The sequence below is a fragment of the Mesorhizobium sp. CA15 genome (assembly GCF_020165215.1).
GTDB lineage: Bacteria > Pseudomonadota > Alphaproteobacteria > Rhizobiales > Rhizobiaceae > Mesorhizobium.
This window is the reverse complement of sequence record NZ_JAIUHQ010000014.1, coordinates 61,110-82,872: the sequence shown is the minus strand read 5'-3', so window position 1 is coordinate 82,872 and position 21,763 is coordinate 61,110. Positions and strand designations below refer to the sequence as shown.

General features: G+C 65.0%; 24 protein-coding genes. 19 read left to right on the top strand and 5 right to left on the bottom strand.

The window, feature by feature from the left end; translation table 11 throughout:
- Positions 1-11: 11 nt before the first annotated feature.
- Genes LB515_RS21050 through lpdA form a run of 4 tightly spaced genes read left to right on the top strand, consistent with a single transcriptional unit; the run spans position 12 to position 3,479 of the window.
- A complete protein-coding gene (locus tag LB515_RS21050) occupies positions 12-785 on the top strand; it encodes a DUF4241 domain-containing protein (RefSeq protein ID WP_411969162.1) in 774 nt (257 codons plus the stop codon).
- A complete protein-coding gene (locus LB515_RS21045) occupies positions 785-1,297 on the top strand; it encodes a hypothetical protein (protein ID WP_224708840.1) in 513 nt (170 codons plus the stop codon). Before LB515_RS21050 ends, LB515_RS21045 begins: the two co-directional genes overlap by 1 nt.
- Positions 1,294-2,049, top strand: coding sequence for an SDR family oxidoreductase (locus LB515_RS21040; RefSeq protein ID WP_224638149.1), 756 nt, complete (start codon positions 1,294-1,296; stop codon positions 2,047-2,049). Before LB515_RS21045 ends, LB515_RS21040 begins: the two co-directional genes overlap by 4 nt.
- Before the next feature lie 23 nt (positions 2,050-2,072).
- Entirely contained in the window at positions 2,073-3,479 is a 1,407-nt protein-coding gene (lpdA, locus tag LB515_RS21035; RefSeq protein WP_224708839.1) for a dihydrolipoyl dehydrogenase, read from the top strand.
- Positions 3,480-4,297: 818 nt separating this feature from the next.
- On the opposite strand, the gene LB515_RS21030 is transcribed toward lpdA, so the two are convergent.
- Together LB515_RS21030 and LB515_RS21025 are read right to left on the bottom strand one after the other, a co-directional pair.
- A complete protein-coding gene (locus tag LB515_RS21030) occupies positions 4,298-5,362 on the bottom strand; it encodes a TraB/GumN family protein (RefSeq protein ID WP_224708838.1) in 1,065 nt (354 codons plus the stop codon).
- 315 nt (positions 5,363-5,677) lie between these two features.
- Entirely contained in the window at positions 5,678-6,616 is a 939-nt protein-coding gene (locus LB515_RS21025; protein ID WP_224708837.1) for a tyrosine recombinase XerC, read from the bottom strand.
- A 111-nt stretch (positions 6,617-6,727) separates the two neighbouring features.
- On the opposite strand from LB515_RS21025, the gene rimM reads away from it, so the two are divergent.
- Together rimM and trmD are read left to right on the top strand one after the other, a co-directional pair.
- Positions 6,728-7,327, top strand: coding sequence for a ribosome maturation factor RimM (rimM, locus tag LB515_RS21020; protein WP_224708836.1), 600 nt, complete (start codon positions 6,728-6,730; stop codon positions 7,325-7,327).
- Positions 7,324-8,022, top strand: coding sequence for a tRNA (guanosine(37)-N1)-methyltransferase TrmD (trmD, locus tag LB515_RS21015; protein WP_224708835.1), 699 nt, complete (start codon positions 7,324-7,326; stop codon positions 8,020-8,022). The genes rimM and trmD overlap by 4 nt, the downstream gene beginning before the upstream one ends.
- Here trmD and LB515_RS21010 read toward each other — a convergent pair.
- Positions 8,004-8,756, bottom strand: a complete 753-nt coding sequence (locus LB515_RS21010) for a sulfite exporter TauE/SafE family protein (RefSeq protein WP_224708834.1) — start codon at positions 8,754-8,756, stop codon at positions 8,004-8,006. The two genes, trmD and LB515_RS21010, sit on opposite strands and share 19 nt — an antisense overlap.
- A 345-nt stretch (positions 8,757-9,101) precedes the next feature.
- Between LB515_RS21010 and rplS the strand changes: the two genes are divergently transcribed.
- The 6 genes from rplS (at position 9,102) to leuC (ending at position 14,308) form a co-directional block, all read left to right on the top strand.
- The gene (gene rplS / locus LB515_RS21005) at positions 9,102-9,623 is read left to right on the top strand and encodes a 50S ribosomal protein L19 (protein WP_095769549.1); all 522 of its coding nucleotides are present in this window, start codon (positions 9,102-9,104) and stop codon (positions 9,621-9,623) included.
- A gap of 250 nt (positions 9,624-9,873) precedes the next feature.
- Positions 9,874-10,671, top strand: coding sequence for a transporter substrate-binding domain-containing protein (locus tag LB515_RS21000; RefSeq protein WP_224708833.1), 798 nt, complete (start codon positions 9,874-9,876; stop codon positions 10,669-10,671).
- Between the two features lie 250 nt (positions 10,672-10,921).
- The gene (locus LB515_RS20995; protein WP_224708832.1) at positions 10,922-11,731 is read left to right on the top strand and encodes an amino acid ABC transporter permease; all 810 of its coding nucleotides are present in this window, start codon (positions 10,922-10,924) and stop codon (positions 11,729-11,731) included.
- A gap of 120 nt (positions 11,732-11,851) precedes the next feature.
- Complete coding sequence (locus tag LB515_RS20990; RefSeq protein ID WP_224708831.1) at positions 11,852-12,502, top strand: class I SAM-dependent DNA methyltransferase; 651 nt, start codon at positions 11,852-11,854, stop codon at positions 12,500-12,502.
- 170 nt (positions 12,503-12,672) lie between these two features.
- Positions 12,673-12,825 carry a hypothetical protein gene (locus LB515_RS20985; RefSeq protein ID WP_181174941.1) on the top strand — a complete coding sequence of 51 codons (153 nt, stop codon included), beginning with the start codon at positions 12,673-12,675 and terminating at the stop codon, positions 12,823-12,825.
- 73 nt (positions 12,826-12,898) lie between these two features.
- Positions 12,899-14,308 (top strand): 3-isopropylmalate dehydratase large subunit, encoded by a 1,410-nt coding sequence (gene leuC, locus LB515_RS20980; protein WP_224708830.1) that lies wholly within the window; start codon positions 12,899-12,901, stop codon positions 14,306-14,308.
- Between the two features lie 63 nt (positions 14,309-14,371).
- On the opposite strand, the gene LB515_RS20975 is transcribed toward leuC, so the two are convergent.
- Positions 14,372-14,677 carry a hypothetical protein gene (locus LB515_RS20975; RefSeq protein WP_095769553.1) on the bottom strand — a complete coding sequence of 102 codons (306 nt, stop codon included), beginning with the start codon at positions 14,675-14,677 and terminating at the stop codon, positions 14,372-14,374.
- Between the two features lie 160 nt (positions 14,678-14,837).
- On the opposite strand from LB515_RS20975, the gene LB515_RS20970 reads away from it, so the two are divergent.
- Positions 14,838-16,034, top strand: a complete 1,197-nt coding sequence (locus LB515_RS20970) for a GGDEF domain-containing protein (protein WP_224708829.1) — start codon at positions 14,838-14,840, stop codon at positions 16,032-16,034.
- Positions 16,035-16,346: 312 nt separating this feature from the next.
- On the opposite strand, the gene LB515_RS20965 is transcribed toward LB515_RS20970, so the two are convergent.
- A complete protein-coding gene (locus LB515_RS20965) occupies positions 16,347-16,694 on the bottom strand; it encodes a hypothetical protein (RefSeq protein ID WP_224708828.1) in 348 nt (115 codons plus the stop codon).
- A 344-nt stretch (positions 16,695-17,038) separates the two neighbouring features.
- Here LB515_RS20965 and LB515_RS20960 point away from each other — a divergent pair, with 344 nt between their 5' ends.
- From LB515_RS20960 to LB515_RS20935, 6 genes are all read left to right on the top strand, one after another.
- On the top strand, positions 17,039-17,590 hold the full coding sequence (locus tag LB515_RS20960) for a hypothetical protein (protein WP_224708827.1): 552 nt from the start codon (positions 17,039-17,041) through the stop codon (positions 17,588-17,590).
- Positions 17,591-17,882: 292 nt separating this feature from the next.
- On the top strand, positions 17,883-18,305 hold the full coding sequence (gene sdhC, locus LB515_RS20955) for a succinate dehydrogenase, cytochrome b556 subunit (protein WP_140846371.1): 423 nt from the start codon (positions 17,883-17,885) through the stop codon (positions 18,303-18,305).
- Complete coding sequence (gene sdhD, locus LB515_RS20950; protein WP_224611408.1) at positions 18,305-18,700, top strand: succinate dehydrogenase, hydrophobic membrane anchor protein; 396 nt, start codon at positions 18,305-18,307, stop codon at positions 18,698-18,700. Before sdhC ends, sdhD begins: the two co-directional genes overlap by 1 nt.
- A 4-nt stretch (positions 18,701-18,704) precedes the next feature.
- Complete coding sequence (sdhA, locus tag LB515_RS20945; RefSeq protein ID WP_224708826.1) at positions 18,705-20,540, top strand: succinate dehydrogenase flavoprotein subunit; 1,836 nt, start codon at positions 18,705-18,707, stop codon at positions 20,538-20,540.
- A gap of 2 nt (positions 20,541-20,542) precedes the next feature.
- Positions 20,543-20,977, top strand: coding sequence for a DUF3052 family protein (locus tag LB515_RS20940; RefSeq protein WP_224708825.1), 435 nt, complete (start codon positions 20,543-20,545; stop codon positions 20,975-20,977).
- Positions 20,977-21,756, top strand: coding sequence for a succinate dehydrogenase iron-sulfur subunit (locus LB515_RS20935; protein WP_140634833.1), 780 nt, complete (start codon positions 20,977-20,979; stop codon positions 21,754-21,756). The genes LB515_RS20940 and LB515_RS20935 overlap by 1 nt, the downstream gene beginning before the upstream one ends.
- Positions 21,757-21,763: the final 7 nt, after the last annotated feature.

The following is a 21,763-nucleotide window of genomic DNA, read 5'->3' as shown; positions in this document are numbered from 1 at the left end:
GCCGATCCGCAATGAGCGGCTGGCTGGAACGGTTCGGGTTCGGGCTAGGCCGGACGGCACGCGGCTTGCGGCGCGGCATCTTCCTGCTTGGCCTCTCCGCCGCCATCCCGTCGCCCGCAATGGCCGCCGACTGGGATCCGGCGACGGCCAGCAGCAATTTCGGCATCTTTGCGCTCAGCGACGCGCAATTGGCGGAGCGCAAGATCACCGTCACGCAGATCGGCGAGCTCGAACTCCCGACCGGCGAGATCATCGCCTGCGATCCTCTGATCACGACCGACGACTGGCCGGCGCTGGCGCGCAGGGTGAAGCCCGGGCACTATCCGGTCGCGCTGTTCGAGGCGCAGGGTCGCGTGGCCGCGGCGTTCCTTCGCTTCCGACCCGGCGTGCCTGTGCGCTGGGAGCTCGCCACTCTGCCCGGTCAGGACGTCTCGACGCTGAACGGCGACGAGATTTTCGGCTATCCCGTCGACGCCGGCCTCGGCTCGTTCATGGACAAGGCGGCGATGGCCTTGATGACGGCCGCGCAGGACAAGCTGAAGCCCGATCAGAACTATTATGACGATGTGCTGGCGGCCGAGTTCGCGCCCAACCAGGACCGGTTCGTCATGCACCATCCGGCCGCCGGCAATCCGGTCAACATCGCGATGTTCTGGAGCGGCTGGGGCGATGGGTTCTATCCGTCCTTCTGGGGACTGGACGCGGCGGGCGAGCCGGTGGTCCTGATGACCGACTTCGGCGTGCTCGAAAACGCCGACGGCCGCGAGAGCGACCAGGCCAAGTGATGACGAATGCCGCCTCGCCCATGATCGGATTGATGGCCGGATCGCTGGCGCTTACGGCTGCGAATTCCAGCGCCCATGCCGCCTGCCCTATCCAGCTTGCCGTCTATGGCGAGGCCCGGAGTGGCGCCGAGATCGACTTCACGCCGGCCGGCAGCTCGGCGACGATCACCAACGCCTTCCGCATGATCCTCGACAACAATGTCGTGCTCGACGGCATCGCGATGTGGACTGAAGGCAGCGCCGCGCGGCCGCACGGCTCGCTGATGTACAAATGCCCGACGGGCGACGTCACCGGCGAGGAGCTTGCCGCCTGCACGGTCTGGGAAGGCGTCGTCTACAGCGCAGACGACAAGGGCACGATCGGCCTGCTGCCGGCCGAAGGCGCCGACGCACCGAAAAGCCTGATCTTTCCCGATCTCGGAGCGTCGCTGGAGATGTCGGCCGCCTATGGCCCGGCCGGCTTCTCCAAGGTGCCATGGGACATTTTCGTGCTGAAAGGCTGCCAGGAATGAGTGCGCACAGAAAGACGCTGCTGGTCACTGGCGGCAGCCGCGGCATCGGCGCCGCCATCTGCCGACAGGCGAGCCAGGCCGGCTACCGGGTGGCAATCAACTATGTCTCCAACCAGGCGGCGGCGGACACGCTGGTCGCCGAGCTGAAAGCCGGTGGCGGCGATGTTTTCGCGGTCAGAGGCGATGTCGGCAACGAGGCCGATGTCCTGGCGATGTTCGAAGCCGTCGACCGGGCCTTTGGCCAGCTCGACGCCTTCGTCAACAATGCCGGGATCGTCGATGTCAAAGCGCGGGTCGACGAGATGAGCATGGCGCGACTGGAGCGCATGATGCGCATCAATGTCGTCGGCTCCTTTCTCTGCGCCCGCGAGGCGGTGAAGCGCATGTCGACGCGGCATGGCGGCAGGGGCGGCGCTATCGTCAACTTGTCCTCGGCGGCGGCCAGGCTGGGATCGCCCGGCGAATATGTCGACTATGCTGCCTCCAAGGGCGCGATCGACACCATGACCATCGGGCTCGCGCGCGAAGTCGTGCTGGAGGGCATTCGCGTCAACGCGGTCAGCCCCGGCATCACCGAGACCGAAATCCACGCCTCGGGCGGCCAGCCCGACCGTGTGGCGCGGATGCAAGACGCGCTGCCGATGAAACGCGCGGGAACGGCCGACGAAGTCGCCAGCGCGGTTCTCTATCTAATGTCGGATGCAGCCTCCTATATAACGGGCGCGATCCTGAATGTGAGCGGCGGCCGCTAAGGGCCAGACCAGAAGGAACCATCATGGCTTATGACGTCGTAATCATCGGATCGGGACCGGGCGGCTATGTCTGCGCCATCAAGGCGGCGCAGCTCGGGCTGAAGACGGCGGTGGTCGAGAAGAACGCCACCTTCGGCGGCACCTGCCTCAACATCGGCTGCATCCCGTCGAAGGCGCTGCTCTACGCCTCCGAGATGTTCGCGGAAGCCGGCCATGCTTTCGATACGCTCGGCATCGAGCTGCCGGCGCCGAAGCTCAATCTGAAGAAGATGATGGCGCATAAGGACGCGACGGTTGCGTCCAACGTCAACGGTGTTGCCTTCCTGTTCAAGAAGAACAAGATCGATTCCTTTCGCGGCACCGGCAAGGTGATTTCCGCAGGCAAGGTTTCGGTGACCGGCGAGGACGGCAGGGTCGAGGAGATCGAGACCAAGAACATCGTCATCGCCACCGGTTCCGATGTCGCCGGCATCCCGGGCGTCAAGGTCGATTTCGACGAGAAGGTGATCGTCTCCTCCACCGGCGCGCTGTCGCTGGCCAAGGTCCCGGCCAGCTTGGTGGTGGTCGGTGGCGGCGTCATCGGGCTGGAGCTCGGCTCGGTGTGGGCCCGGCTTGGCGCCAAGGTCACGGTGGTCGAGTTCCTCGACAACATCCTCGGCGGCATGGACGGCGAGGTGTCGAAGCAGTTCCAGCGGCTGCTCTCCAAGCAGGGGTTCGAGTTCAAGCTCGGCGCCAAGGTCACCGGCGTCGCAAAGGCCAAGAAGGGCGCCAGCGTCACCTTCGAACCGGTCAAGGGCGGCGCGGCGGAAACCATCGAGGCTGATGTGGTGCTGGTTTCCACCGGGCGGCGGCCCTATGCCGACAGCCTGGGGCTGAAGGAAGCGGGCGTCGAGGTCGACGAGCGCGGCCGCGTCAAGACCGACGGGCATCTCAGGACCAATGTTCCCGGCATCTATGCCATCGGCGACGTCATTGCCGGGCCGATGCTGGCGCACAAGGCCGAGGACGAAGGCGTGGCGGTGGCCGAGACGATCGCCGGCCAAGCCGGCCATGTGAACTACGACGTCATCCCGAGCGTCGTCTACACCAGCCCGGAAATCGCTTCGGTCGGCAAGACCGAGGAAGAGCTGAAGAAGGCCGGCATCGACTACAAGGCCGGGAAATTCCCGTTCAGCGCCAATGGCCGCGCGCGCGCCATGCTGCACACCGACGGCTTCGTGAAGATCCTGACCGACAAGGCGAGCGACCGCGTGCTCGGCGTCCATATCGTCGGCTTCGGCGCCGGCGAGATGATCCACGAGGCGGCGGTGCTGATGGAATTCGGCGGTTCGTCCGAAGACCTGGCGCGGACCTGCCACGCGCATCCGACGATGTCGGAGGCGGTCAAGGAAGCGGCGCTGGCGACATTCTTCAAGCCGATTCATATTTAGCCGCGCGCCAGCGCAGAACCCATCGCTTCGGCATCCTAGTCTAGAGCAATTCCAGGAAAAGTGCGTAGCGATTTTCCGTCCGGAATTGTGTAAAAACAAAGACTTAGAGTGGTTCGGCGATTCCGTGAAACACTGAACCGCTCTAGGGCGAAGAAGAAGCGAAGCGACGCGCGTAGACCCTAGGATCCACGCCGTGACGCTAAGGCGTTGCAACGCTTGCAGAATTTTGCGCTGTTGCGCTCTACGGCAACGGTCGCGGCATGGATGCCCGGTCAAGCCCGGGTATGGCGAAGGCCGCCGTAGTTCTCCCCAACCAAAACGGCCCGCCCATCGGCGGGCCGTTTGTCGTCAAGCTGCAGCCCGGTTACTGAGCCGGCGCAGGTGCCGGAGCCGGCGCAGGGGTCGGCGCGGGCGTAGGCGCCGGAGCTGGCGTGGGAGCCGGGGTGGGCGCCGGAGTTGGCTCAGGCGCCGGAGCGGGCGTTGCAGGCGCCGGGGCAGGCGTGCTGGCCGCCGGCGGCTCAGACGGGGCGGGGGCATGCTCGCCGCCGCTTCTGCCAAAGACATAATACGCAACAATGGCCAGGATAATGACAACAAGGGCGATCAGCCACCCGCTGCCGCCACCACCGCCACGCGTTGGGGGAGGCGTGCTCGAAGGGGTGTAGGGATCGTTAGGGTTCGCCATGAAACGTGTCCTCCTTGGATGAAAGTCATCAAAATAACAGCCATCAACGCGCTGAGCCCGCATCGGGTTTCACGCGAACGGACGGAAAGCGCTGAAAAACCGGCGTTTTCAGGTCCGCCAGCCGCCAGACGACTCAGTTGACGGCGGTAACACTATACCCTGCCTTGCGAAAATCCTCGACCAGTCCTTCCGGACCGGGCAGATGCATGGCGCCGACGGCCATGAAGACGTTGCCCTTGGCCAGAATCGGCCCGGCATGCGCCGCCATCACCTTGTTGCGGCTGGTGATCATGGTCTGCTCGAAGACGGCATAGCCGGCCTTGTCGTCCGCCGTCTCCGGCAGCACGGCGCGGAACAGCGGCCAGAACATGCCGACCTCGCCACGCTGGTAGAGCACGATCATCGTCTCGTTGACGTCGTTCACCTTGTCGCCGAGCTTCATCGTCTCGACCAAGCTCTTCATGTGGAATTCGATCGGCAGCGAAGCCATGGCGCGCAATTGATCGACGGCGGTTTCGAGCCCTTCGACGTCCTTTCCCGAAGCCTTGGCGTCCGAGGCAAGCTTGACGTCCAGCACGGGTTCGCCGGCGCTCTGGCGCGCCACCTCGCAGGCCGGCAACGCCATCATCGCCGACAGGATCCACGGCTTCATCTTGGCGACCGTCGCCGGCGGGATGCCGCGCGCGTCGAGCCCCTTGTCCAGCGCCGCCGCATCGTCCGGCGACAAGAGCGACGACAAGGTGGTGTTGTCGGTGAACATCATCAGGCCGGGTTCGCTGGCCATCGCGGCCATCATCTTCGCCCTGTCCATTGCGTCGGTGGTTTCAATGACGATTGTGCCGGCGCCGTCATAGGCTTTCTGCGCCGCGGCCGGCAGCGTCGTGACGCGCGTATCGGTCATGTGCATGGTGCCGAACAGATAGGACGGTTTTTCGCCGGGCTTCTCCAGCTTCCACAGCAGGCCCTTGCCGTTGGGTACGGCCGCGGCCTCGGTCTCGACCTTCTTGAAGGCGGCGGGATCGTTCTTCTCCAGCGCCGTCAACAGATCGGCGCCGGCGCAATTGGGCGCTGCGGCAAGCGCCCGGCCGGCAAGCAGCAGGACGGCCAGGAAAGACAAGAAGAACAGCAGGTTGAGCGCTGCAAGCAGCTTCAACGAGACCAGGGCCGCGCGGTCGGCGATGGCGATGACGCGTTTCATGAAGAAGCATCTTAGCGCCGAAAAGCGGCAAAACGGTTAATCGCGAGGATGAAATTGTTTCTGGTCGGGTAAGCTGTCGGATGGAATGCCTTAATCGTTGGCGGAGGCGCCATCGTCTCGTCATCCAGGGGCGGAGCAAGGAGCGAAGCGACGCGCGCAGACCCGAGGATCCATTCCGTGACTTTGAAGCGTTGCGACGGGCGCAGAATTCTGCTCCGCTGCGAAGCGTCGAGGTCACGGGATGGATTCTAGGGTCTACGCGCGTCGCTGCGCTCCTTGCTCCGCCCTAGAATGACGACGTCCCGCGGCGCCCGTTCACGCCCTTGGATGCGCCTTCTCGTAGATGTCGAGCAGCCTCGCGGTGTCGACGCCGGTGTAGATCTGGGTGGTCGACAGGCTGGCGTGGCCGAGCAGTTCCTGGATGGTGCGCAGGTCGCCGCCGCGGCCGAGCAGATGAGTGGCGAAGGAATGCCGCAGGGCATGCGGCGTCGCGGTGTCGGGCAGGTTGAGCGCCGAGCGCAGCTTCGCCATCTCGCGCTGGACGATGGCCGGGTTGAGCGGGCCGCCACGGGCGCCACGGAACAGCGGGCCGTCGGGACCAATATGGAAAGGGCAGAGCCGGCGGTATTCGGCAACCGCCTTGCGGGCCACCGGCAGCACCGGCACCAGCCGCGTCTTGCCGCCCTTGCCGGTGACGCGCAGCACACTGTCGGCTTCCGTTGCGAGGTCGGCGCCGGTCAGGCCCAGCGCCTCGGAGATACGCAGGCCGGAGCCGTAGAGCAGCGTCAGCACGGCGGCGTTGCGTGCGGCGATCCACGGCTCTTCCGCCAGTTGGCCCTCCATCGCCACGACCTGCCTGGCGTCGCTTGCCGTCAGCGGCTTGGGCAGCGATTTCGGCTGGCGCGGCGCGCGCAGGGCTGCGGCGCCTGCCGCGTTGACCAGGCCGCGTTTTTCGAGAAAGCGCAGCAGCGAGCGGATGCCGGCAAGGCCGCGCCCCAGCGTGCGGGCGCCGGCGCCTTCATTGCGACGCGCAGCGAGGAAGCCGCGCAGATCGGCCGGCCGCAGGTCCGCGATGTCGGAGATACCCGGCGCGCCGCCGCAATGGCCGGTCAAGAAATGCAGGAACTGGCGGGTGTCGCGCTCATAGGCCTCGACCGTCTCCGGCGACAGGCGGCGCTCATGCGCCAGCGCTTTCAGCCAGGTCTCGCGCGCTGCCTGGAGGTCGGGTTTTGCCGGGATGAGGAATTCCTGCATGGGCTTTTTCCGTTTTTGGCAGTTTCGGACGTGCGGGTTAGGAAGCGGTGAAGAGGCGTCATTGAAATGACGGCTTGAGGGGATTAGAGCAGGGCAAAGGAAGCGCCGCCGATGCCGAAGCTCGAAAACCCCGTACAGATGGCCGTGATCGGTGCCGCGCACGGCATCAAGGGCGAATTGCGGGTGAAAACCTTCACCGGAGACCCGCTGGCGCTGGCCGATTACGGCCCGCTTTATGCCAGGGACGGCCGCGCCTTCCAGATCACCGATATCAGGCCGGCCGGGACTGTGGTGGTTGTGCGCTTCAAGGGCGTCGGTGACCGCAACGCCGCCGAGGCGCTGGCCGGCACCGAGCTTTTCGTCGACCGCTCGGTGCTGCCCGACGACGGCGAGGAGGACGAGTTCTATCACGCCGATCTCATCGGCCTCGAGGTCAGGGACGATACGGGCGTCATCGGCAGGGTCGTCGCCGTGCATAATTTTGGTGGCGGCGACATACTCGACGTCACGCTTGCCGGTCGCAAGGGCGTGCTGATTCCGTTCACGCAGGCCGCGGTGCCGCATGTCTCGATCGCCGACGGTTTCGTCGAGGTCAACTCTCAGGCGGCGGGGCTGGTCGAAGACGAAGAAGGCGACGAAGCGCCCAGGGATGTCGGATTCGACCCGAAGGGTCGGCCGCGCGGACCGAAGGATGCCGGGGGCAATCGGTGAGCTTTGCCGCCTCGGTGCTGACGCTCTATCCGGAGATGTTTCCGGGCGCACTCGGCCTGTCGCTGGCCGGCCGCGCGCTGGAAGTCGGAACTTGGTCGCTCGAAGCGATCCAGATCCGCGATTTCGCCACCGACAAGCACCGCACCGTCGACGACACGCCGGCCGGCGGCGGCGCCGGCATGGTGATGCGCGCCGACGTGCTGGCCAAAGCCATCGACCACGCCTCGCCGCCGGGCGACGAGCGCCCAAGGCTGCTGATGAGCCCGCGCGGCAAACCGCTGACGCAGGCGCGTGTGCGCGAGCTCGCCGCCGGGCCGGGCGCGGTCATCCTGTGCGGCCGCTTCGAAGGCGTCGACCAGCGGCTGATCGAGGCGCGAGAACTGGAAGAGGTCTCGATCGGCGATTTCATCCTGTCGGGCGGCGAGCCGGCAGCACTTGTGCTGCTCGATGCCGTCGTGCGGCTGTTGCCGGGCGTCATGGGCAATGCCGTGTCGGGCGAGGAAGAAAGTTTCGAGAACGGCCTGCTCGAGCATCCGCACTACACGCGTCCGCAGGAGTTCGAAGGCAGGCCGATTCCGGACGTGCTGATTTCCGGCAACCACAAGAAGATTGCAGAATGGCGGCGCGCGGAGGCCGAGAAGCTGACGCGAGAGCGGCGGCCGGATCTGCTGCGCGCTCAGCCCTTGGTGAAATAATAAAAGGCCAGGAACAGGCCAACGGCGACGACGAAGCCGCGCACGATGCCTTGCGGCACGCGCTTGGCGATCCAGACGCCGGCATAGCCGCCCAGCGCGCCGCCCGGGATCATGACGATCGCCTGCGGCCAGGCGACGACGCCGCCCGAAACGAAGACCAGGATGGCGATGGCTGCGATCACCACGGCCAGCATGTTCTTCAGCGCGTTGAGCCGGTGGTAGTCGCCGGCCTGCGTCAGGCCGAGCGTCGCCAGCATCATCACGCCCATGCCGGCGCCGAAAAAGCCGCCATAGACGGAGGTCGCGAACTGGGCGAGCGATCCGGCGAATGAGCCGACCTTGGCTTCGGCCCCAGGCTTGGGCGCCGGTTTCAGCCACGGCCCGGCGGCGAACAGCGCGGTGGCGGCGATCAGCAGCCAGGGCACCAGCGCGCGGAAAGATGGATTGGAGAGCGCAAGCAGGATGAGCGAGCCGGCCAGTGCGCCCAAGGCGGAGATGACGCAGAGCAACAGCGCCTGGCGCCAGAAATGCCTGATGTCGTCGAGATAGGCTAGCGTCGAGGTGATATAGCCGGGAAACTGCGTCACCGAGGAGGTGGCATTGGCGACAATCGGCGGCAGGCCGACCAGCGTCATGGCACCGAAGGTGACGAAGGTGCCGCCGCCGGCGACGGCATTGACCGCGCCGGAGACAAAACCTGAGAGAAAGAGCAAGGCGGCATCGAAGAAAGTCATTTTCCCCGCTTAGGAAGCTTGCGAGCCGCGCGCAACCCGGCACGGCCGCAGTAAGTGTGGGCCATGGGCGCAAAAATATGCCTCAAAGCCCTTGTCTTGGTGCATGTCGTGGTGCCGGAACCGCGCACACTTCCGGGCGACATGCATTAGGGCGTGACAAAGCGGCAAAATGGCTGTATGTGCCCGCCCGAACCGGAAGAACGATCTTTCGGGCCCGTCAACAAGTGCGGTGTAGCCGTCCCTGCCCGATGTCGAAGACAAAGGGCATAGCCGAGCGGTCATTGGAACTGCAAGGCGAGCGCAGGACGCTCTGACTGTCGGAAGAACAAGAAGTGGATATTTGAGATGGATCTCATCCGTCAGCTCGAGGCCGAACAGGCCGCCAAGATCGAAGCCAAGCGCAAGCTGCCCGAATTCCAGCCGGGCGACACCGTACGCGTCCAGGTGCGCGTCACCGAAGGCACTCGCACCCGCGTCCAGGCCTATGAGGGCGTCGTCATCGCCCGCGCCGGCTCGGGCTTCCAGGAGAATTTCACCGTACGCAAGATCTCCTATGGCGAAGGCGTGGAGCGCGTTTTCCCGGTCTACTCGCCGATGGTCGAGGGCGTCGAGATCGTGCGTCGCGGCAAGGTTCGCCGCGCCAAGCTCTATTACCTGCGCGACCGTCGCGGCAAGTCGGCCCGCATTTCGGAAAACACCGGCGTACGCGCCCGCAAGCTGAACGATGAGGAGCGCGATGCGCTGAACGCCGAACGCGCCCGCATCGAAGCCGAGAAGGTCGCCGCGGCCCAGGCGCTGGCCGCCGAGACGGCCGCCAAGGAAGCCGCCGAGAAAAAGGCTGCCGCCGAGGCCGCTTCGGCCGAATAAGGTTTTTGCGAGACAGGTTTCGGAAAGGCGGCTTCGGCCGCCTTTTTTCGTTGTGCAGCTGTCGCAAGCGTGCGGAATTTGATCGAAGCCTTCGCGTTTCGAAACCATCCTTGAAGAGCACTGGATTGCGCATTCACGCGCCGCGGCAGTGCGGAGCGGCTTGCAAGGCGCATGCGGCAAGCTAAAGTCGGCGCCGGATTTCTTTTGGCGCGTGAACATCGCGCGGCCAATCATCTTCGGGGAGTTTGTCATGACCAAGTCGAAACTGCTGCTGGCCGCCATGGTGGCCTGGCTTCTCGCGCCTGTCGCGGCGCTCGCCGATACGCTACCCGATCTCGGCGGCAAAAAGGTCGTGGTGGTGACGGAAAACGCCTATCCGCCGCTGCAGTTCATCGACAAGAAGACCGGCAAGCAGATCGGCTGGGAATATGACGCGATGGACGAGATCGCCAAGCGGCTGAACTTCAAGGTCGAATACCAGAACACCTCCTGGGACGCGATGATCCAGGCGGTCTCCGACAACCAGTACAACATCGGCATGACCGGCATCACCATCAAGGACGACCGCAAGGAGAAGGTCGACTTTTCCGATCCCTATATGCGCTCGGAGCAGTTCATGCTGGTGCGCGGCGACGAAAGCCGCTTCACCGACGCGAAGAGCTTCGCCGCCTTCAAGGACGGGCTGATCGGCGCCCAGCCCGGTACCACGCCCTTCTACACCGCCGTCTACAGCGTGCTCGACGGCAATGAGCAGAACCCGCGGATAAAGCTGTTCGAGACCTTTGGGGCAACCGTGCAGGCGCTGAAATCGGGCGACGTCGACATGGTGCTCACCGACGGCACCGCCGGCAAGGGCTATGTCGATGCCTCCGAAGGCAAGCTCAAGCTGATTGGCGGACCGCTCGGCACCGAGGACTTTGGGTTCATCTTCCCGAAGGGCTCGGACCTGGTGAAGCCGGTCAATGCCGCCATCGCTTCGCTGAAGGCCGACGGCACGTTCGACAAGCTCAACAAGAAGTGGTTTCTCGATTACAAGATGGGGCAGTGAACTCGTCTCGTTGCGCGCAGGAAATTGCGCTGACCTTGCGCCAAGTCCCCCCTCTCTGGCCTGCCGGCCATCTCCCCCTCAAGGGGGGAGATCGGATGTCGCGCCGGCTTTCGCTAATCTCCAACGCTGCAGGATGGGCGGTGAGGCCGAAGCTGCCAATCTCCCCCCTTGAGGGGGAGATGTCCGGCAGGACAGAGGGGGGTCTCGTAGAGCGCTGCCATCGCAAAAATAGCTGCGATGGCATCACCTGATGCCACCCGCATCCACATCCAACCCCGAATTCCCCTGGTGGCTGGCGGCTGCGGCCATCCTTGCCTTGGCCGCCGCCGTCGCCATCGCCTCCAGCGATCTCTATGCGCAAGTCTTCGCCACAGTCGCCAAGGGCATCGGCATCACCATCTTCGTCACCGCGGTCGCTTTCGCCTTAGCCTCCGCCTTCGGGCTCGGCATCGCGCTGATGGCGCTGTCGGGATCGCAGTGGCTGCGCCAGACCGCGCGCTTCTATGTCGAGATCATCCGCGGCGTGCCAATCCTGGTGCTGTTGTTCTGGATCGCCTTTGCTGGCGCGCCGGCCTTCGTCGCCGCCTGGAATGCGCTGACCGCGCCGCTGCAGGGCGCCGGCCTGATCGGCGAGCTGCTGGTGCGCGACGTCTCGCTGCTCTGGCGCGCCATCATGGCTTTGACCATCGGCTACTCGGCCTTCATCTCGGAAGTGTTCCGCGCCGGCATCCAATCGGTCGAGAAGGGCCAGATCGAGGCGGCCAAGGCGCTCGGGCTGAGCCGAGTCCAGCGCTTCCGGCTGATCGTCTTCCCGCAGGCGATCCGCACCATCCTGCCGCCGCTCGGCAACGACTTCGTCGCCATGGTCAAGGATTCCTCGCTGGTCTCGGTGCTCGGCGTCGCCGACATCACCCAGATGGGCAAGGTCTATGCCGCGGGCTCCTTCCGCTTCTTCGAGACCTATTCGATCGTCGCCTATATCTACCTGATCCTCACCGTCGGCCTGTCGCTGGCGCTGCGGGCGCTGGAACAGCGGCTACGTCGCCAGTATCAGGAATAGCCGGCAGCAAAAGTCCGCGCTGCCTCTTTGTTTTTGACGCAATTCCGGACGAAATCCGGTTCCCACTTTTCCTGGAATTGCTCTAGCTTGGGTCATGTGCATCCGGCGGAGGAGACGCCCATGAATTTCGACAAAGCCAATGCGGCGCTGGATTCCGTCTATTCGGCCGATTCGCCGGAAGGGCTCGCAAAGGCCTATGCCGACTGGGCGGCGACTTACGACAGCGAGACCGCCTCGCTGGGCTACCTTCTGCCTTTCCTCATCGCCGCCTGGGTGGCGCGGCACGTGCCGGCGGGCGAAGGTCCGCTGCTCGACGCGGGCTGCGGCACGGGCCTGTCGGGGCCGTCGCTGAAGGCTCTGGGCTATGGCGACATCGCCGGGCTCGACCTTTCCGACGACATGCTGAAGATCGCCGGCAGCCGCCAGGCCAATGGCAAGCCGGCCTATAGCGAGCTGAAGAAAGCGATGCTCGGCGGCCCCCTGCCCTGGCCCGACCGGCATTTCCGCGCCTTCTTCTCGACCGGCGTCTTCACCATCGGCCACGCGCCGGCTTCGGGCCTGCATGAGCTGGTGCGTATCACCAAAAGCGGCGGCCACGCCATCTTCACCGTGCGCGACCAGGTTTTCGAGAGCGGCGGCTTCCAGGCAGTGTTCGACGAGCTGGCAGAGGCGGGGAAATGGCGGCTGGTCGAGGAAAGTCCATGGTTCCGCTGCTATGCCATCGGCGATGCGGAGGCGCTGGTGAAGACGTTTGTGTTCGAGGTGGTGTGAGCGCAGCCTTCCCCTTCTCCCCTTGCGGGAGAAGGTGGCCGCGAAGCGGCCGGATGAGGGGTGCTCCAGGGAAAACCAGCGTCTCACTCCGCTGGAACACCCCTCATCCGTCTCGGCGCTACGCGCCGATCCACCTTCTCCCGCAAGGGGAGAAGGGGAAGTCGCGCTGATTGCCGAAAAGCCAAAACATTGCTATCTACCGCGCCATGGAAAAGCTTTTCAGCGATCCGGCCTATAAGGGTTTCGTGCTGCAGGACAGAAAGCGCCTGCCGTCGCGTTTCTCCGCGCGCGTCTGCGGCGCGCTCACCAGCCGACTTCGCTGAACCGACCGATCGCAGTCGTCGCGCCGGATTGCCGGCGTCCTTTTCCCATTCTCATATCGACGGATTTACGCACATGAGCGCACCGCGCACCCTCTACGACAAGATCTTCGACGACCACACGGTCGACCGCCAGGACGACGGCACCTGCCTGCTCTATATCGACCGCCACCTTGTGCACGAGGTCACCAGTCCGCAGGCTTTCGAGGGCCTGCGTATGAGCAACCGCAAGGTCCGGCATCCGGAAAAGACGCTGGCCGTGGTCGACCATAACGTGCCGACCTCGCCCGAGCGCAAGTTCGGCATCAAGAACGAGGAAAGCCGCATCCAGGTCGAGGCGCTGGCCAAGAACGCCAAGGATTTCGGCATCGATTATTATTCCGAGAACGATATCCGCCAGGGCATCGTCCACATCATCGGGCCCGAGCAAGGCTTCACGCTGCCCGGCATGACCATCGTCTGCGGCGACAGCCATACCTCCACGCATGGGGCGTTCGGCGCGCTTGCGCATGGCATCGGCACGTCCGAGGTCGAGCATGTGCTGGCGACGCAAACGCTGATCCAGCGCAAGGCCAAGAACATGCTGGTGCGCGTCGACGGCCAACTGCCGGAAGGCGTCACCGCCAAGGACATCATCCTCGCCATCATCGGCGAGATCGGCACCGCCGGCGGCACCGGCTACGTCATCGAATATGCCGGCGAAGCGATCCGCTCGCTGTCGATGGAAGGCCGCATGACGATCTGCAACATGTCGATCGAGGGCGGCGCCCGCGCCGGCCTGATCGCGCCGGACGAGACGACCTTTGCCTATGTCAAGGACAAGCCGCGCGCCCCGAAGGGCGCCGCCTGGGATGCGGCGCTCGCCTATTGGAAGACCCTGCAGTCCGACGAAGGCGCGCATTTCGACAAGGTCGTGGTGCTCGACGCGCAAAAACTCCCGCCGATCGTCTCCTGGGGCTCCTCGCCTGAGGACGTCGTCTCGGTGCAGGGCACTGTGCCCGATCCGCAAGAGATTGCGGACGAGAACAAGCGCACGTCGAAGATCCGCGCGCTCGACTATATGGGGCTGACGCCTGGAACCAAGATCACCGACATCGCGCTCGACCGCGTCTTCATCGGCTCCTGCACCAATGGCCGCATCGAGGACTTGCGCGCCGCAGCCAAAGTGGTCGAGGGCAAGAAGGTCAACCCGCGCGTCAACGCCATGATCGTGCCCGGCTCCGGCCTGGTCAAGGAACAGGCGGAGGCCGAGGGCCTCGACAAGATCTTCGTCGCCGCCGGCTTCGACTGGCGCGAGCCGGGCTGCTCGATGTGCCTGGCCATGAACGACGACCGGCTGAAGCCGCATGAACGCTGCGCCTCGACCTCGAACCGTAATTTCGAGGGCCGGCAGGGCTTCAAGGGCCGCACCCATCTGGTGTCGCCGGCCATGGCGGCGGCCGCGGCGATCGCCGGCCACTTCGTCGACATCCGCGACTGGAAGTAACAGCCGGCCGCGTCTCTCAACAAGGGCCCGGACAGGACGTCCGGGCCTTTTGCTTTCAGCGATCTATCTGCGAATGATCTCGTGAAACTCCTCGCGCCGGCCGGGCTCGTCGGCGGCGACGACCAAGGCCAGCTGCCGCTCGTCGAAAATCCTGAACCACTCGTCCCACTCCACGAGTTCGTAGCCGCCGCTGTTGATCGGACGCTCCGGGCGGTCGGTATCTTCATAGGCCTGCTGCCCAAAAACCAGCCGCAGCATGGGCTGCGTTCCAGCTTCGGGCGAGACGTCGACGATGGCCGGGAAGCCGGCGCGCGCCGCCGCCCAGGAGCGGATTTCATCGTGGTTCGTCAAAGTGATCGTGCCCGCCATCTCGATCGTCTCCCGTCTGGCGTCTCCTGTCTGGCCGGACAACGCCGCTCCGGCAGGCCGGTTCCGCGTGGCATGCGATGTATCTATCGAGACTTAACCGCTTGTTTGGGCTTGCGTCCTAGTATCTCCCGTTGGGTAAGTTGGGAAAAGTCGCAGTCTTTTGGACACCGGTCTGCTCATAGCGCTGCTCAATCCGACGATAGCGCTGGCGCTCGGCGCTGCGTTCCTCGTGCTGTGGTCCTATCAGCGCCATCGACCGTATCTGGCTGTGCTCGGCGCGAGCTACTGTCTGTCGGCGCCGGGTTTCCTGCTGCAATATTTCACGCTTCCGATCGGCGTGGCGCTGACCAAGCTCGTTTCCAACATCTGCTTCACGATCGCGGCCTGCTGCCTCTCCAGCGCGATCATCGCGCGCTACGGGCGACGCGTGCCTTATGTCGGTATCGCAATCGTGACCGGCGGCGGGCTCGCCGCCTTCGTCTGGTTCATGTTCGTCCAGCCGGACCTCACCTGGCGCGTGCTTGTCATGAATTTCGGCTTCGGCGCGCTCAGCCTGCTGGTCGGCGCCGAACTGAGAACGGTGCGCCACAACGGCCCAACCGAGAAAATCCTGCTCGTGCTGTCGCTGTTTTCGGGGCTGAACTTCATCGCCCGCACGCTGGTCGTCGTCATCGCGCACGGGCCGTTCCCCAGCTATGACGGGTTCTACGGATCGTCCTACTGGACGACCGCGCTGCTTTCGCACGCGCTGTTGTCGCTGCTGATCGCGCTTTGCCTGTTCACGGCGGCGGCGCTCGATGTGATGAGAGCGCTGAAGGACGAGACCCATACCGACCCGCTCTCGGGCATCCTCAATCGTCGCGGCTTCGAGGAGCGGGCGAACCTGTTGCTCGACCAGTGCGGCAAGGCCGGATTTCCCGTCGCGCTGGTGCTTGCCGATCTCGATCACTTCAAGGCGCTGAACGACCGGCACGGCCATGAGGCAGGCGACCGGGTGATCGCCGACTTCGCCGCCAAGCTGCGTTCCGCCACCGGCGCGCGCGGGGCCGCCGGCCGCATCGGCGGCGAAGAGTTCGCCGTGCTTCTGCCGCTCAGCGACCTGGGGGCGGCAAGGCTCTTTGCCGAAGCGATCCGCGCCTTCTATTCGGCCGGCGCGATCGAGGGCCTGCCGCCCGGCGTCAGGGTGACCGCCAGCTTCGGCGTCGCCGCCCGCTCCGGCAGGGAAGGGCTGATGCCGTTGATGCGGCGCGCCGACGAGGCGCTCTACAAAGCCAAGAAGAATGGCCGCGACAGCGTGCGGCTTTCCTATGAGAGACCTGAAACCGCCTTCGCTGCCGAGCCGCTCGCCGTCGGCTGATACATACAGGCCCGGCGCAAACCCCTGCTAGTCCAGAAGGCGATCGCAACGTTCGCGATTGCCCGAAGCTCCTGCAATTTCGTCATCCTCGGGCTTGACCCGAGGATCCATGCCGTTACCTCCGTCGTAGAATGCTGCGGCGCAAATTCCGTGACCGCCGCAACGCCTTAATGGAACGGCATGGATTCTAGGGTCTGCGCGCGTCGCTCCGCTCCTTTGCTTCGCCCTAGAATGACGACGGGCCGGGCCTTGCCGGCCGCTATTGCGTGCGCGTGTCAGGCGCGCTACGGCGGCGCCAAACGCCGACGATCTTCAACGGCAAGGATTGAGATTGGGCATCTCGCCGTCGGAAAGCCCGTACATATAGGAACGGCCCTTGACCAGCACCGGCGGCTGGTAGCAGCCGGGCGCACCGGCCTCGTCCGCATCGTCGTAGATCACATCCGGCTGGCCGCCGGTGTATTGGGAAAGTTCTTTCGCGAGCTTGCCTTCGCCGACGATGATGCGCTTGTAGCCGGCGGCGCTGTCGATGACGAGATTGCCGAAGGAATCGGCATAGACGCGGTCGTGATGGCGCAAGCCGGCCTCGGCCGGCGCGGCGATCGCCAGCGCCGCCAGCGTTGCGGCCGCGAGGCTTATCCGCACTGAATTCGAACGCATGTCGCTCTCCCTGGTCGGCGCGCAGATCGCGCGCCTGGAATCCGGTTCGAATCGGAAATTAACTCTTTCTTAACCTTTGTTAAGAGGCGGGAGGCTTTCGGCGCCGGTTCTTAAGGAACATGGTTAATTTTCGAGGATCGAGCTCCATCAGGCGACGGGCGCGGTTCTGGATAGCCGGCTGACCCAGGGTCAACTTGATCTTGCGGCGCCGCATGGCTACAGCGGTCCACCGTCTTACGGAAAGGGCAACCGCCTATCTCGTTGTTTCGATGCAATTCCGGACGGAAGGCCACGGCCAAGGCGCCGAACCCAACCGTTCACTTTTTTCCTGGAATTGCTGTAGCGTGCCGCGCACGAAAGGGCAGCGCATGAGTTTTGGCCGCACGGTTCGGGTGTCGATCGCCATCCCGCTGCTTCTGGCGGCCGCGGCCTGCGTGCCGCAGGACGGCGCGCCGAAGGTGGCGAATGCCGCGGCGCCCGCCGCCTCGCCTGCTCTTCCCCCGCAATCGGCCGCACCCGCGACGACGCCGGCAGCTGCAACGCCCGCCATACCTGCAACGGCCCCGGCAGCCACAACGGCGCCAGTACCTGCGAGGGCGAAGGCGCCTGCAGCGCCTGCGCCCGCGACCAGGATCGTCACCGACCTTACCGTGCCGCGTTCCGGCGTCGGCACGGCCACCTACAGATGCGGCAATGGCGGCATGATCACCATCCAGAATCTGGGCAACGCATTGCGCGTCATGCGGCCCGATGGCACGGCCGAAGAGTTCGCCGCCTCGCCCGCCAACCAGAGCAGCCGCTACCAGGAAGCAGCGACCCATGACGCAATCGTGATCGACGGACGCGAGGCGCTGGTGATGAAGAGGGGATCCACCCCGCAGACTTGCAGGCGCTGAGGTGCGACGATATTCGGGAGAGGCCGGCCCGCCCGGATCCCGACGCGCCCGGCCGCCGCGTCGGTCATCTGATTGCTGCGCTGCAGCGAACGCTGCGCCGGCTTCGAAACAGCCGCTAATCGATTGAAGCGCGCGGCCCTCAATTTGTCAGACTAAATGATGTTTCCAAAACGATTTTCCGGCTTTGACGCGGTGCAAAAAGAGCATTAGAAACCGGCTGTCCGATGCCATAAATGGGGCGGCAAACGCCGCATTCCCATCTCGGCATTCAGGATGCCGAACTGGGGGAGCCATGAGCAAATCACCAGCCACCCGCGCAGTTGCCAGACGTGAACGGCCGCTCTCGCCGCATCTGACGATCTACCGGCCGCCGATCACGATGACGATGTCGATCATCCATCGCATCACCGGCGGCGCGCTTTATTTCGGAACGCTGCTGGTGGCGGCGTGGCTGATCGCCGCTGCGAGCTCGCAGGCCGCCTTCGACTGGGTCAACTGGGCCTTCGGCTCCTGGCTCGGCCGACTTGTTCTCTTCGGCTACACCTGGGCGCTGATGCACCACATGCTGGGCGGGCTGCGCCATCTTATCTGGGACACCGGCGCGGGACTGGAAAAACACACCGCGTCCAGGATCGCCTGGGCCACGCTCGCCGGTTCGATCGTGCTGACGCTGCTGATCTGGATCGCCGGCTATATGGCGCGGGGAGCTTTCTGATGGCCGCCAACAATTCGGACATGCGCACGCCGCTGGCGAAGGTCCGCGGCCTCGGTTCGGCCCGCGAGGGCACCGGTCATTTCTGGCGGCAGCGGCTGACCGCCATCGCCAACATTCCTTTGATCCTGTTCTTCGTCGGCTTCCTCATCGCGGTCAACGGCCATGACTACACGGATGTGCGGGCGGCGCTTGCGAACCCGTTCGTGGTGGTCATGCTCGGGCTGGTGCTGATCTCGCCGCTTTACCACATGCGCATCGGCATGCAGGTGATCATCGAGGATTACGTGCATGGCGAGGGCATGAAGCTGGCGCTGATCGCGCTCAACACCTTCTTCTGCGTGGCAGTCGGTGTCGCTTCGCTGTTCGCCCTGCTCAAACTCGCATTCGGAGGCTGACGTCTTGGCCAACGCAAATACACCCAGCACGGCTGCCGCCTATACCTTTGTCGACCACAAATTCGACGTCGTCATCGTCGGTGCCGGCGGCGCCGGCCTGCGCGCCACGCTCGGCATGGCCGAGCAGGGGCTGCGCACCGCCTGCATCACCAAGGTGTTCCCGACGCGCTCCCACACCGTCGCCGCGCAGGGCGGCATCGCCGCCTCGCTGTCGAACATGGGGCCGGACTCCTGGCAGTGGCACATGTACGACACCGTCAAGGGCTCGGACTGGCTGGGCGATGTCGACGCCATGGAATACATGGTGCGCGAGGCGCCGGCCGCCGTCTACGAGCTCGAGCATTACGGCGTGCCGTTCTCACGCACCGAGGAAGGCAAGATCTACCAGCGGCCGTTCGGCGGCCATATGATGAACTATGGCGACGGTCCGCCGGTGCAGCGCACCTGCGCGGCCGCCGACCGCACCGGCCACGCCATCCTGCACACGCTCTACGGCCAGTCGCTGAAGAACAACGCGCAGTTCTTCATCGAATATTTCGCGCTCGACCTGATCATGGAGCCGGACGGCACCTGCACCGGCGTGGTGGCCTGGAACCTCGACGACGGCACAATCCATCGCTTCTCGGCCAAGATGGTGGTGCTGGCGACCGGCGGCTATGGGCGGACCTATTTCTCCGCCACCTCGGCGCATACCTGCACCGGCGACGGCGGCGGCATGGCGGCCAGAGCCGGGCTGCCGCTGCAGGACATGGAGTTCGTGCAGTTCCATCCGACCGGCATCTACGGCGCCGGCTGCCTGATCACCGAGGGCGCGCGCGGCGAAGGCGGCTATCTCGTCAATTCCGAGGGCGAGCGCTTCATGGAGCGCTACGCGCCGTCGGCCAAGGACCTCGCCTCGCGCGACGTCGTCTCGCGCTGCATGACGCTGGAGATCCGCGAGGGCCGCGGCGTCGGCAAGAACAAGGACCACATCTTCCTGCATCTCGACCATCTTGACCCGGCCGTGCTGCACGAGCGGCTGCCGGGTATTTCCGAGTCGGCCAAGATCTTCGCCGGCGTCGACCTCACCAAGGAGCCGATCCCGGTGCTGCCGACGGTGCACTATAATATGGGCGGCGTGCCGACCAATTACTGGGGCGAGGCGCTCAATCCGACCTTCGACAATCCAGATCGCGTGTCGCCCGGCCTGATGGCGGTCGGCGAGGCCGGCTGCGCCTCGGTGCACGGCGCCAACCGGCTCGGCTCCAACTCGCTGATCGACCTCGTCGTGTTCGGCCGCGCGGCGGCGATCCGCGCCGGCCATGTGATCGACCGCAAGTCGGCGATCCCGTCGCCCAACGCGGCCTCGGTCGAGAAGATCATGGAGCGCTTCGACAGGCTGCGCCACGCCAACGGCTCGACGCCAACGGCCGTGCTGCGCGAGAAGATGCAGCGCGCCATGCAGGAAGACGCCGCCGTATTCCGCACGCAGGAATCACTGGAGAACGGCTGCAGGCGCATTTCGGAACTCTGGGGCGAGCTCAAGGACATCAAGGTCACCGACCGCTCGATGATCTGGAATTCCGACCTCGTCGAGACGCTGGAGCTGGAAAACCTGATGGCCAACGCCATCACCACGGTCTACGGCGCCGAGGCGCGCAAGGAGAGCCGCGGCGCGCATGCGCGCGAGGATTTCTCGGCGCGCGACGACGCCAACTGGCGCAAGCATACGCTGGCCCATCTGAGCGAGGACGGCAAGGTGACGCTGACCTACAGGCCGGTGCATACCGAGCCGCTGCTGGCGGAGAAGGACGGCGGCATCAGCCTGGCCAAGATCGCGCCGAAGGCGCGGGTGTATTGACCATGGCGCAGGCGACCACGGGATATTCCGGCACGCCGCTCCCGGCCAAGCTTGGCCTCAGGGACGGCATGGTCGCCGCTTTCATTGCGCTGCCGCCGGAACTCGATGAACTGACCAAGGCAGTGTCCTTTGCCGGCGCCGACCGGCTCGCCGAGTGGTCGGCGATCTCGGGCAGCCGGAAATATGATGCCGTGCACGCCTTCACCCGGCAGCGTGCCGAGGTCGAGGACGGCCTGGCCGGCATCGAGACGGCGATCAAGCGCGACGGCATGGTCTGGGTCTCCTGGCCGAAGAAGGCGTCGAAAGTGCCGACCGACGTCACCGAGGCCGTGATCCGCGCCGAGGCGCTGAAGCGCGACCTAGTCGACGTCAAGGTCGCCGCCGTGAACGAAATCTGGTCCGGGCTGAAGCTCGTCATCCGAAAGGACCGCAGGTAATGGTCGAACTCACGCTTCCCAGGAACTCGAAGGTCCAGCAAGGCAAGACCTGGCCGAAGCCGGAAGGCGCGACCAACCTGCGCGAATACCGCATCTACCGCTGGTCGCCGGACGATGACGCGAATCCGCGCATGGACACCTATTTCGTCGACATGGACGATTGCGGGCCGATGGTTCTCGACGCGCTGTTGTGGATCAAGAACAAGATCGATCCGACGCTGACGCTGCGCCGTTCCTGCCGCGAAGGCATTTGCGGCTCCTGCGCCATGAACATCGACGGCTCCAACACGCTGGCCTGCACCAAGGGCGTCGAGGACATTTCCGGCGCGGTGAAGATCTATCCGCTGCCGCATATGCCGGTGATCAAGGACCTGGTGCCCGATCTCACCAATTTCTATGCCCAGCATGCCTCGATCGAGCCGTGGCTGAAGACGGTCTCGCCGACGCCCGCCAAGGAATGGCTGCAGAGCCACGAGGACCGCGAGAAGCTCGACGGGCTCTACGAATGCATCCTGTGCGCCTGCTGCTCGACCTCCTGCCCGAGCTATTGGTGGAACGGCGACCGTTACCTCGGCCCGGCCACGCTGCTGCAGGCCTATCGCTGGCTGATCGACAGCCGCGACGAGGCGACGGGCGAGCGGCTCGACAATCTCGAAGACCCGTTCCGGCTCTATCGCTGCCACACCATCATGAACTGCGCGCAGGCCTGCCCGAAGGGGCTTAACCCCGCCAAGGCGATCGCCGAGATCAAGAAGATGATGGTGGAGAGGCGCGTTTAGGCTGGGA

Excerpts from the sequence above, each read along its gene's own strand:
- LB515_RS21010 (WP_224708834.1), bottom strand. The coding sequence starts at position 8,756 with ATGACTTTCTTCGATGCCGCCTTGCTCTTTCTCTCAGGTTTTGTCTCC.
- rplS (WP_095769549.1), top strand. The coding sequence starts at position 9,102 with ATGGATCTCATCCGTCAGCTCGAGGCCGAACAGGCCGCCAAGATCGAA.
- LB515_RS20975 (WP_095769553.1), bottom strand. The coding sequence starts at position 14,677 with ATGGCGGGCACGATCACTTTGACGAACCACGATGAAATCCGCTCCTGG.
- leuC (WP_224708830.1), top strand. The coding sequence starts at position 12,899 with ATGAGCGCACCGCGCACCCTCTACGACAAGATCTTCGACGACCACACG.
- sdhD (WP_224611408.1), top strand. The coding sequence starts at position 18,305 with ATGGCCGCCAACAATTCGGACATGCGCACGCCGCTGGCGAAGGTCCGC.
- LB515_RS21000 (WP_224708833.1), top strand. The coding sequence starts at position 9,874 with ATGACCAAGTCGAAACTGCTGCTGGCCGCCATGGTGGCCTGGCTTCTC.
- LB515_RS20965 (WP_224708828.1), bottom strand. The coding sequence starts at position 16,694 with ATGCGTTCGAATTCAGTGCGGATAAGCCTCGCGGCCGCAACGCTGGCG.
- LB515_RS21030 (WP_224708838.1), bottom strand. The coding sequence starts at position 5,362 with ATGAAACGCGTCATCGCCATCGCCGACCGCGCGGCCCTGGTCTCGTTG.
- LB515_RS21025 (WP_224708837.1), bottom strand. The coding sequence starts at position 6,616 with ATGCAGGAATTCCTCATCCCGGCAAAACCCGACCTCCAGGCAGCGCGC.
- LB515_RS20935 (WP_140634833.1), top strand. The coding sequence starts at position 20,977 with ATGGTCGAACTCACGCTTCCCAGGAACTCGAAGGTCCAGCAAGGCAAG.
- LB515_RS21040 (WP_224638149.1), top strand. The coding sequence starts at position 1,294 with ATGAGTGCGCACAGAAAGACGCTGCTGGTCACTGGCGGCAGCCGCGGC.
- LB515_RS20990 (WP_224708831.1), top strand. The coding sequence starts at position 11,852 with ATGAATTTCGACAAAGCCAATGCGGCGCTGGATTCCGTCTATTCGGCC.
- lpdA (WP_224708839.1), top strand. The coding sequence starts at position 2,073 with ATGGCTTATGACGTCGTAATCATCGGATCGGGACCGGGCGGCTATGTC.
- LB515_RS20940 (WP_224708825.1), top strand. The coding sequence starts at position 20,543 with ATGGCGCAGGCGACCACGGGATATTCCGGCACGCCGCTCCCGGCCAAG.
- LB515_RS21050 (WP_411969162.1), top strand. The coding sequence starts at position 12 with ATGAGCGGCTGGCTGGAACGGTTCGGGTTCGGGCTAGGCCGGACGGCA.
- LB515_RS20995 (WP_224708832.1), top strand. The coding sequence starts at position 10,922 with ATGCCACCCGCATCCACATCCAACCCCGAATTCCCCTGGTGGCTGGCG.
- LB515_RS21045 (WP_224708840.1), top strand. The coding sequence starts at position 785 with ATGACGAATGCCGCCTCGCCCATGATCGGATTGATGGCCGGATCGCTG.
- rimM (WP_224708836.1), top strand. The coding sequence starts at position 6,728 with ATGCCGAAGCTCGAAAACCCCGTACAGATGGCCGTGATCGGTGCCGCG.
- sdhC (WP_140846371.1), top strand. The coding sequence starts at position 17,883 with ATGAGCAAATCACCAGCCACCCGCGCAGTTGCCAGACGTGAACGGCCG.